Source organism: Clostridium sp. AF35-15 (assembly GCF_003477745.1).
Classification (GTDB): domain Bacteria; phylum Bacillota; class Clostridia; order Lachnospirales; family Lachnospiraceae; genus Otoolea; species Otoolea fessa.
In genome coordinates this window covers 213,943-224,442 of sequence record NZ_QUDY01000006.1, presented here as the reverse complement: position 1 = coordinate 224,442, position 10,500 = coordinate 213,943, and the positions used below count along the sequence as shown (strand labels likewise).

The following is a 10,500-nucleotide window of genomic DNA, read 5'->3' as shown; positions in this document are numbered from 1 at the left end:
TTTTTTTCCCCATTAAGTCTTGACTTTTTATTTGCAGGCTAAAGTAACGAGAATGCGGTGTGCCGTTTTTCAATGACTGATCGTTAATAAACTCTGAAAATGCCTGCATCGCCGCCTCATGATCCAGTTTGGCAATTTTGTGTACCATCAGACCAAATGGTGTATCTCCAAACTCCCTCTGGTAGTCTTCCTTACCGCCAAGTTCCGTCGTGAGAATCCGCTCTAACTCCTGATAATCTCCCTGTGTCAGCTTAATATTGTGCGTTAATTTATGAATCGCCAGTGTGTTTCCATGTTCCCCGATATATCGATTAACCTTTTCCCGATAATCCTCAAAATCATATGCCGCATCTAACTGGACACCCTCCTGCTGATCGATAATGGAATCTGTCAAATGAGTCGTGATCGTCCTGCCCCCCTGATCTTGATCCAAAAACCTCATCAGTTCCCGCAATTTCTGCCGGACGCGTTCAAATTGAAGAACATCATTTACCTTCCAAAATTCATCCGTCTGAATTTCTTGTATAAAATCAAGTTTTTCTTTTACCTGAGGAATACTGATCTTGCGCGACAGCAAACCAGCAATCTCACAAAGCACCTTTTTCGCTCTCTTAAAAGACGGCATCTGTTCCATAGAAGCCAGCATCAGACCATACATAAAATTGTCAAACCGTTTAGCCAGCTCATCTTCATCATTCAAATGCACCAGCGGCGCAATATGCTGTAAAAGTTCTCCCTTATCCCCTTCACTGATCACGTCAAAATCCGTCTCTTGTTTAAATTTCTCCACATATTGTAATTTAAGCTTTACAGAAATCAGCTTCGGATCCAACTCCACAAGCTGATTATGGCATCCCGATATCAGTTCCTTCCGCCACTCTTCATAAGTACCTTCCGCATAGCAAGCTTCCTGCGGCAGAGAAATGAGCCGGATTTGTTTTCCAAAAATATTTTCACTTAAGGATTTCGTCTCCTTCGACACAAAACCTTCTATATGTTCACGAAAATATTCAAAATTCCCACAATAATCAAAAATCAGGAAACGTCTTTTATCTGTATACTCCCCGTCTATCGGATCCATGCAGGTAAGTCCCTTGCACAAACGAGTGCCGCGTCCAATCATCTGCCAGAATTTTGCCTTAGAACGTACCTTCTTAAAAAATACAAGATTTACACATTGCGGCACATCAATCCCCGTATCCATCATATCCACCGATACCGCAATAAAAGGAGGCTTATTTTCAACCTTGAAGTCATCAATTACAGTCTGGGCGTATGCATCATCACAAATTACCCTCTGTGCAAATATCCCCTTCTTTTCCGGATAAATATTGGGATATAGCTTGTTGAAGCGTTCCAGAATAAACTCCTCATGCTTTTTATTCTGTGCAAAGATGATTGTCTTTCCAATCCGATCGCCGCAGAAGGAATAAATTCTGGCATCTGACCATCTTCCACAAAATCGTCCTCATACCGTTCCTTATCCTTATCGAATAAATCATCATACGTAATTCCTTCATCCAGAAACTTCGTCTTTACCTCATAATTATAATATGGAACCAGCACATGATCCTGATAAACAGCCGTCTCATAATCGTATGCATACGTCGGCACACCATGTTCCATTTCAAAGAAATCATACGTATTCCGATCCACATCCGTTTTCGGCGTAGACGTCAGACCAACCATGATTGCATCAAAATACTCGAAAATCGCCCGGTATTTCTTAAAAATACTGCGGTGGCTTTCGTCAATAATAATCAAATCAAAATGTGCCGGTGTAAACAAGCGGATGCCATCCTTATTTTTCGTATCATCAATCGCATTTAACATCGTCGGATAGGTTGAAAATACGATACGTGCATTCCGATCATCTTTATTGGTACACAGATTGCAAAGTGACATATCCGGCAGATAATTCTTAAAATCATCCTTTGCCTGTTTTACCAAGGCAGTCCGATCCGCCAAAAAAAGCACATTCGTCACATATTTTCCACGACTCAAAACATCCGTCAAGCTGGAAGCCGTTCTTGTTTTACCAGTTCCGGTTGCCATCACAAGCAAATGTTTCCGATAACCGCGCTGTATCTGTTCGCACACCGCCCGGATCGCTTCTTTTTGATAATAACGATCCGTGATTTTATCATCAATCGGAATCTGCATTAAATCCTTATGTTCCGAACGTCGGTTCATCATCTTCTGCAAATCATCTTTACTGAAAATGCCACTGACCGGACGCTGTGGAGAAGTCTTGTCATCCCAGAAATACGTTTCAAATCCATTCGTCGTAAACATCATCGGTCTGCGGCCAAACTTCCGCTCTAAACAATCCGCATACAGCATAACCTGTTTCCGACCAACATTCGGATCCTTGCTGGTGCGCTTCGCTTCCACCACCGCCAGAGGGCTGCCATCCTTTCCAAACAGGACATAATCACAATAAACGGCAACTTCCCCCATGTATTATAATCAACCGAGAAACGGAAACTCGGCTCATGAATCAGGGACTGCAAATTGTCCTTGTACGGCATTTGCATCGTATTATCCGCAGAATAGACCCATTTTACCGCCAATTCCAATGCCTTTCTGCATCCTACCGCGCACATTGCAGGGGCGGATGCATATACCCGTTCCGCTTCCATCACCGCTGGCGCAAATAATGCATATTCTTTTGTATTCTTTAAAAATTCAAAGTTTGACATAAGATCCCCCCTATTTGGAAGTATTCTTCTTTTTCTTTGGCGCTGTCAGCTCATAGCTTAACGCAAGTAAATTTTTAATCGGCTCATCCAGCCCCGCATCCCCCAGCAAAACACTGATCCACTTCTCCTTGTTCATATGGTATGCCGGAAAATATCCTTTCTGCCCCCGCAAAGAACCTATCAGCATCGGATCACTCTTTAGATTTATAACATATATGATATTATCATCCTCCAACCCCAGCTTACTCCCTGCAACACTCAAAATCACGCCATACCATTTATCATTATCCGCCCGACGCAGCACTGCATTCGAATCCTTCCACGGATATTCCGCTTCCGTGCCATATTCTTGTTTTACCCATTGAAATAATTCTTCTCTTGTCATTTTGGTGAAACGCCTCGCTTTCGGTTTAAAGGTAGAATATATTTGTTATTTGCAATGTTTGTGTTTGTGTAAATATGCTTTTATAGTGTAGTGTGATATTCTGTTTCAGCGACAATTTATCCTTTTACAAAAGCCACCCCAAAAGCTCTCTCTCGAACACCGCCAACGCCCGCTTCACATACTCCCTCCGCGCCGTTTCATCCACAAGTGAAACCGCACACGGATTCATCTGCTTAAAATCCGGCACTTCTGTCTCTTCGCAGTGGCGTTTTCCGTTCGGATAACACCAGCCAAACCACCAGTCCTCCGGCAGAATTATTTCCTTTTTGAGATATCTGGATGCCTCCTGCTTAAGCTCGTCGGTTATATCATCTACCTGATAGCCTTTCGAAAAGCCATCCTTGGATCTGGCTTCTTTATCAAACAGGCAGAATCCCGCAAACAAATTATGTTCTACCTCAATCCGAAACCAGAGTTCCAGACCCGCTTTTTGAAATTTTGCCTTTTTTACCACATAATTCAATCCAGGATAGGTGCTGTAACAATCATAAAATTTATCATGCTGTGAATCCTGATAGGAATAATATCCACTATCCTTTTCTAATTTCAAACCATATTTTTCTAAAATTGGCTGCATCTGCTGCTGAAATTCTTCAAACACCTGGCGAATCAGCCGCACCTTTGCCTTTTTCATTGATTTTTCAATCTCAATTCCGGCAAGAAATTTTTCCGGCGATTCGTACAATGCCTCCATCACTTTATCTGCCACTTTCTTCTCTCTTTCATCCGCTATGCTATGTACCGCATCCAAATATTGCTCCATCACTGCCCGAAATGGCTCTTTTAAATTTTGCAATTCACCTTCCAGCCACCGATAGATATCTTCTGCCCATGAAATACACTGGATTTGCCCTAATGGTAATAAATTTCCTCCGCCTTTCTTCTTCCGGCTGTACTCAGATGGCGGCGTTCCAAAACGGGTTAGATATATCAATCGGGAATTTTGTGCCATCTCAAAGTAATCCGAACACTGTCCTTCCTGTTCCCCCGCATAGATTTTTACCTCGATCGGAATCTGATACTCCGCATTCCGTATGAAAATATCAATTCTTCTCTCTTTATCAATCGGGTACTCTTTGACTACCTCCGTATGCAATAGCAATGTATCGCTTACCGGATCCATTTTCAACACATCTCGGATAAACGATTTCAGAAACCGGATTCCGCAGCCATGCATTCCCTCCGGGTTCAGCAGATCGGTCAAAAAACGGCACATGATCACTTCACGGCTCTGTATCTCTAATACATCAAAAATGTTGTAGGCTGATAATTTCTTATGAAATGGTATGTTTTTACAGTTTGTATGAATTTGCGATAGTAAATCTCTATATGTTTCCATTTCTCATTCTCTGGCGATTCCCGTTTGTCTCACTTTTCATTTATAAAACGATTTCTTTTTATCTATCATACCATAAAAAACACGGTTCTCACAGACTCTATCCAAGGCATCCCTCCAACTTTCTTCACACCAAATCATACCTTATTTATGAAATGCAAAAAAAGTCGATTTTTATTTGCATTTCAGTGCATAAACTTTATTTTTTTAGATTGTGCTTGTTTGTTCAGCAAGCGTAATACTGACATCACAAGCAACATAGCAAAAACACAGCATTAAGTTTTACTTTTTGCAAGGTAGAAAAGGTCAACAAAGTATTGCAGATAAAGGATTTTTAGACAATTATCTCTCATTCAACTTGTTCAACCACAATGAATATCTACGCTCACAGCTTTGAGGAACAGCAAGAGGAAGTTGCAACAAAGGTAAATGAGTTCTTGCGATTGAACGCATAAATAATTGAGAGCCAGAGGACAAAATCCAAAGGCTCTCATTTAGTCATCATTCATCTTTCAATTCCATGTGGTCAAGGGCATATTGCAAAGCCATGCTGATTAGTTCATTACGAGAACGATTCGTCTTAGCTGCTAAATCGTTATATTCTTCTTGCAAGGCTCTATCTATGCGTATCGTCATGGTGACAGATTTATCTTCTTTTGGTGTTACGATAAATTTCTCCATAATGCAATTCCTCCATTGGTTTTGATTATATTATAGTATTGACAAGAGGTGCAAAACTATGACACAATAGTGAGTTAAAATTATGCTGTACTTTTGTGTTACACTCTGCTATAATGCTACTATCAACCAAAACTTGGAGGTATGGCATTATGAAAGATAAATCAACCAAAAGCAATGGAAAGAAACCTATTTTCAAGAAATGGTGGTTTTGGGTAATTATTGTTGTTATTCTGGCCGCTATCTTTGGAAACTCAGGAACGAATGACAGCATTAAGGACGAAACAAAAGACGCAATCAATTCAACGGAACAGCAAGCAACATCTGACAAATTCGTTGAAGATGTGAAAACCGCTATTTCTGGTGCTATTGACAGCGACAATGAAGCAATCACAGATATTGCGTTGAAAGACAAAGATTTGTGTGTAACAGTTGATTTGAGTAAAGCAGACTCCAGCCCTCTTACAATAGAGGACTTGGCAATCTCTCGTACAAGTTCAATCACAGACGCTATACTTGAACTTACTGGTTACGACAGTCAATGGAACACGATAACAGTTGATTTTGGAGATGTTGGCAAGGTCGTATGTGACAAAGATAGCATAAAAGAAAATGAAGCAGGTGGACGATACTTCCCATCAGAAAACTTTACATTAAAATAAATGGGGAAAACAAAGAGAGCCTTGACAGGAACAACAACCAGTCAAGGCTTTTCTTTATACTATTGTTATACTAAACTTACGGCGTGATATGGTGTGATAGACCGAGTTAGGGAAAGTAGAAATCCCAAAAAGGTAATACGGGTATCACTTATGGAGAGTTATGGAGAGATAGGGCGAGTGCCTGTTAATCTTTTTTAAATTTATGCTATACTCACATTATAAGGAGGAACTGCACATGATTGATACTCACGAATTCAAAAAAAGAGATTTATACTTAAATAAAATTTTAGCGTTTCAGGATACTGCACCTGTAAAAGTTGTCACCGACATCCGTAGATGCGGCAAGTCAAGTCTTCTTAGATTGATGACCCTCCACCTGAAAGAAAACGGTATAACGGATGATCAGATTCTTGAAATGAATTTTGAATATACCGATAAAATCTATATTCAAGTCACTGAATCAATGACAAGCGAGGACGTCCGCAAACGTGAATTATTCCCTCTTCAAAAAATCAATGACAATTACGAAAAAATCGTCCTTTCCCTGAATCCCGGAATGGACTCTTCCTATGATGGCATAAAATCTAAAAATTTAATTGACTGGCTGATTTCAGAATAAACTTGAAAAAGAATGTGCCTTTTTGTGTAATGGAGAATTTCAAGGAATTTCCTATTACACAAAAATAGCGGCGGTCTGCACTCATCATGCAGGACCGCCGCTGAAATTGATTCTATAAAGTTACTTTCTCATAATGATCTCATCACGTCCCGGACCATTGGATACCATGGTTACCGGTACGCCAAGCTCTGCCTCGATCGTCTCGATGTAGTTGCGGCACTCTGCCGGGAGATCTTCGTATTTCTTGATTCCGCGGATATCACATTTCCAGCCCGGAAGTGTCTTCAGAACCGGTTTTGCTTTCTCCAGCTTGTAGGTTACCGGGAAGTCTTTGACAACTTCGCCGTCGATCTCGTAGCCAACGCAGATCGGGATCTCGTCCAGATATCCCAAAACATCCAGAACGGTCAGAGCCACTTCGGTCGCACCCTGGATGCGGCAGCCGTAACGGCTTGCTACTGCGTCGAACCAGCCCACACGTCTCGGACGTCCGGTGGTTGCGCCGAACTCGCCCTTATCACCACCGCGGCGGCGGAGTTCGTCTGCCTCATCACCAAAGATCTCGCTGACAAATGCGCCTGCGCCGACTGCACTGGAGTATGCCTTTACAACGGTTGTGATCTCTTTGATCTCATACGGCGGGATACCTGCGCCGATAGCGCCGTAAGCTGCCAGAGTCGAAGAAGAAGTAACCATCGGGTAAATACCGTGATCCGGGTCTTTCAGGGAACCTAACTGACCCTCAAGAAGGATGTTTTTGCCCTCTTTGATCGCGTCATGAAGATATGCAGATACATCACATACATACGGCTCTACCATCTTCTTGTATTCCATCAGCTCTGCCAGAACCTCATCCGGGTTCAGCAGCGGTTTGTGGTACAGATGCTCTAACAGGACATTCTTTGTCTCGCAGACACGCTGTACTTTATCTTTCAGAGCTGCCTCGTCCTCGAACAGTTCGCTGACCTGAAAACCGATCTTCGCGTATTTGTCAGAGTAGAACGGCGCGATGCCGGACTTGGTAGAACCGAAGGACTTGCCGCCCAGACGCTCTTCCTCATACGTATCAAACAGAACATGGTACGGCATCAGGATCTGTGCGCGATCCGATACCAGAATATGCGGCATCGGAACCCCCTGAGATACCAGGCTTTCCAGCTCTTTTACCAGAAACGGGATGTTTAATGCCACACCATTGCCGATGATGCTGGTTGTGTGTCCGTAAAATACACCGGACGGCAGAAGGTGAAGTGCGAAACGGCCATAATTGTTGATAATCGTATGACCTGCGTTGCTTCCTCCCTGAAAACGGATAATGATGTCGGATTCCTTAGCAAGCATATCGGTAATCTTACCCTTGCCTTCGTCTCCCCAGTTAGCTCCTACTATTGCTCGTACCATGAATTTTCCTCCCTCAGAAGAATATAAATACTTTTCGGCATGATCGAAAAACGATCATGCCTTCTTACTGTATAATCATACACAACTTTTCTATATAAGTAAAATCAATATTATTTATAAGCTACATAATTAACACTTATACTATTGATGCTCACACATATGCCAGGCAATGTAATTTGAAAAACCGCTACTTTGCAGCTCCTATTTTTCTCATGTGGTTACCTTCGCCAGCTGCTTAAAAAGCTTCGCAGCCGCTGGGGACATCCAGGATTTCTCAGCTGCCACCAGACAAAACTCACGGGATGGCATCTCTTCGTCAAATTCCAACGCAAAAACATCCCCATTTCCAAGAGCCTCCGATGCAAAATCCGACATAAGACAGCCGATTCCCAGATTCCGCTTAACAAACTGGACAATCATCTCACTGGTGGCCAGTTCAAACTCCGGCTCCAGCCGAACCCCGCGCTTTGCCAGAAACTCATCCATAAAGCGGCGCGTACTGGTATTGCGCTCCAGGAAGATGCAGGGGCAGTTCAACAGCTCTTTATATGAAAGTTTTCTGCCCTTTAACTGGGCTGCGTATTTGGGTCCGGCTATAAACACATTGCGGATCTCCTGAACCGGAAGACTCTTTACCGCCTGCTTGGTCTCAAAAGGTGTGCTGACAATACCGAAATCAATGTGTCCCTGATAGAGTGCTTCAAGGGTCTCGGGCGTCGGACCGTTTGAAACCGTCACCTTGATATTCGGATACTGCTCATGAAATTGTTCCAGATATGGAAGCAGATAAAACTGAAGTGTCATATCGCTCGCGCCAATGCGGATCTCGCCCGTTTCCAGGTCCTTCATGCGCCGCAGCATCGTCTCCCCGTCCTGTATCGCATCAATTCCCCGTCTGACATACGACAGAAGCAATTCTCCCTCGCTCGTCAGCTTCACGCCGCGGGATGTCCGCAAAAAAAGGCGGCAGCCAAGCGCGGTCTCCAGTTGTCGGACCGCCTGGCTGACCGCCGGCTGGGAAATGCAGAGTGCCTCTGCGGCCGCCGTGATGCCGCCGCATTCGCACACGCTGCAAAATACCCGGTAATACTCCAGATTCACACTTCCATGTAAATCCTGTTTAGACATTAATCTCTGCTTTCACGCCCAGATCTTCTTTATTTGCATCCAGAATCGGCTGGATTACCTCTGCCAAGAACTCATCTACCTGCTCTTTTGCACGGCCGGTGTAGCGCTCCGGTTTCATCGCTGCTTTCAGGTCATCTAAGGACAGATTAAACGCCGGATCCGCTGCAATCAGCTCGAGAAGGTTGTTATCCAGACCTTTCTCTTTCACATTCTTTCCAGCTTCCATCGACAGAGTACGGATCTTCTCATGCAGTTCCTGACGGTCACCGCCTGCCTTTACTGCATCCATCATGATATTCTCGGTTGCCATGAACGGAAGCTCTGCCATCATGTGTTTCTCGATAACCTTCGGATATACAACCAGACCGTCAACGACATTCAGGTACAGATCCAGAATACCATCAATTGCAAGGAAGCCTTCCGGAACACTCAGACGCTTGTTCGCAGAATCATCCAATGTACGCTCAAACCACTGGGTAGATGCAACCAGCATCGGGTTCATCACGTCTGCCATCACGTAGTTAGCCAGGGAAGCCATACGCTCGCTTCTCATAGGATTTCTCTTATATGCCATAGCGGAGGAACCGATCTGATTCTTCTCGAAAGGCTCTTCTACTTCTTTCAGATGCTGAAGAAGACGGATATCGTTGGAGAATTTATGGGCACTCTGTGCAATACCGGCAAGAACATTTAATACACGTGTATCCTGCTTACGGGAATAGGTCTGTCCGGATACCGGATAGCAGCCATCAAAACCCATCTTCTCCGCGATCATCTGATCTACCTTGCGGCACTTTGCATGATCCCCATCAAAGAGCTCCAGGAAGCTTGCCTGTGTACCGGTTGTTCCCTTGGAGCCAAGGAGACGTAAGGATCCAAGCACATAATCCAGATCATCCAGATCCTGCTTGAGCTCCATCATCCACAGAGTTGCACGCTTGCCGACGGTGGTCGGCTGTGCCGGCTGGAAATGGGTAAATGCCAGGGTCGGCTGTGCTTTATATTTATCAGCAAATTTAGCCAGCTCATCCAGAACACTGATCAGTTTCTTACGTACCAGCTTCAGGGCTTCTGTCATAATGATGATATCGGTGTTGTCTCCTACGTAGCAGGAAGTTGCACCCAGATGGATGATTCCTTTTGCTGTCGGGCACTGTACGCCGTACGCATACACATGAGACATAACATCGTGGCGCACCAGTTTCTCACGCTCTTTAGCAACATCAAAATTGATTTCATCCTTATGTGCTTTCAATTCATCGATCTGCTCCTGCGTAATCGGAAGGCCAAGCTCCTTCTCCGTCTCTGCCAGCGCAATCCAAAGTCTTCTCCAGGTGCGGAACTTCTTGTCCGGAGAGAAAATATACTGCATCTCCTTGCTTGCATAGCGCTCGGAAAGAGGGCTTACATATCTGTCGTACATGGCTAATTTACCTCGCTTTCTTTTTTCAGGGTATGGAAAATAGTCTCTTTCGCAGCCATTTGAAGGCGTCACCGACACTTTTTCTCAATATCCTACCTGCAAATTA

General features: G+C 43.8%; 10 protein-coding genes. 2 read left to right on the top strand and 8 right to left on the bottom strand.

Features of this window, described 5'->3' with window-relative positions:
- From DWZ76_RS15475 to DWZ76_RS09270, 5 genes are all read right to left on the bottom strand, one after another.
- A partial coding sequence (locus tag DWZ76_RS15475; protein WP_347560921.1) for a type I restriction-modification enzyme R subunit C-terminal domain-containing protein occupies positions 1–1,360 on the bottom strand: 1,360 nt, incomplete at its 3' end.
- Positions 1,291–2,460: a DEAD/DEAH box helicase family protein gene (locus tag DWZ76_RS15470; protein ID WP_329750918.1), complete on the bottom strand. Its 1,170-nt coding sequence runs from the start codon at positions 2,458–2,460 to the stop codon at positions 1,291–1,293. The genes DWZ76_RS15470 and DWZ76_RS15475, both read right to left, overlap by 70 nt.
- Positions 2,461–2,712: 252 nt before the next feature.
- Positions 2,713–3,087, bottom strand: a complete 375-nt coding sequence (locus tag DWZ76_RS09280; RefSeq protein ID WP_118472493.1) for an MmcQ/YjbR family DNA-binding protein — start codon at positions 3,085–3,087, stop codon at positions 2,713–2,715.
- A gap of 124 nt (positions 3,088–3,211) precedes the next feature.
- Positions 3,212–4,486: a PD-(D/E)XK nuclease family protein gene (locus tag DWZ76_RS09275; RefSeq protein WP_118472492.1), complete on the bottom strand. Its 1,275-nt coding sequence runs from the start codon at positions 4,484–4,486 to the stop codon at positions 3,212–3,214.
- A gap of 498 nt (positions 4,487–4,984) precedes the next feature.
- Positions 4,985–5,164, bottom strand: a complete 180-nt coding sequence (locus DWZ76_RS09270) for a hypothetical protein (protein WP_009532310.1) — start codon at positions 5,162–5,164, stop codon at positions 4,985–4,987.
- Positions 5,165–5,313: 149 nt separating this feature from the next.
- Here DWZ76_RS09270 and DWZ76_RS09265 point away from each other — a divergent pair, with 149 nt between their 5' ends.
- Positions 5,314–5,823 carry a hypothetical protein gene (locus DWZ76_RS09265; protein WP_118472491.1) on the top strand — a complete coding sequence of 170 codons (510 nt, stop codon included), beginning with the start codon at positions 5,314–5,316 and terminating at the stop codon, positions 5,821–5,823.
- 235 nt (positions 5,824–6,058) lie between these two features.
- Positions 6,059–6,442 carry a hypothetical protein gene (locus DWZ76_RS15305; RefSeq protein WP_118472490.1) on the top strand — a complete coding sequence of 128 codons (384 nt, stop codon included), beginning with the start codon at positions 6,059–6,061 and terminating at the stop codon, positions 6,440–6,442.
- Between the two features lie 120 nt (positions 6,443–6,562).
- On the opposite strand, the gene DWZ76_RS09255 is transcribed toward DWZ76_RS15305, so the two are convergent.
- The 3 genes from DWZ76_RS09255 to purB all read right to left on the bottom strand — a co-directional run bounded on the left by DWZ76_RS09255 (position 6,563) and on the right by purB (position 10,394).
- Entirely contained in the window at positions 6,563–7,843 is a 1,281-nt protein-coding gene (locus DWZ76_RS09255; protein WP_107001526.1) for an adenylosuccinate synthase, read from the bottom strand.
- A gap of 210 nt (positions 7,844–8,053) precedes the next feature.
- Positions 8,054–8,971 (bottom strand): LysR family transcriptional regulator, encoded by a 918-nt coding sequence (locus tag DWZ76_RS09250; protein WP_118472489.1) that lies wholly within the window; start codon positions 8,969–8,971, stop codon positions 8,054–8,056.
- Entirely contained in the window at positions 8,964–10,394 is a 1,431-nt protein-coding gene (gene purB / locus DWZ76_RS09245) for an adenylosuccinate lyase (RefSeq protein WP_107001528.1), read from the bottom strand. Before purB ends, DWZ76_RS09250 begins: the two co-directional genes overlap by 8 nt.
- Between the last annotated feature and the right edge of the window lie 106 nt (positions 10,395–10,500).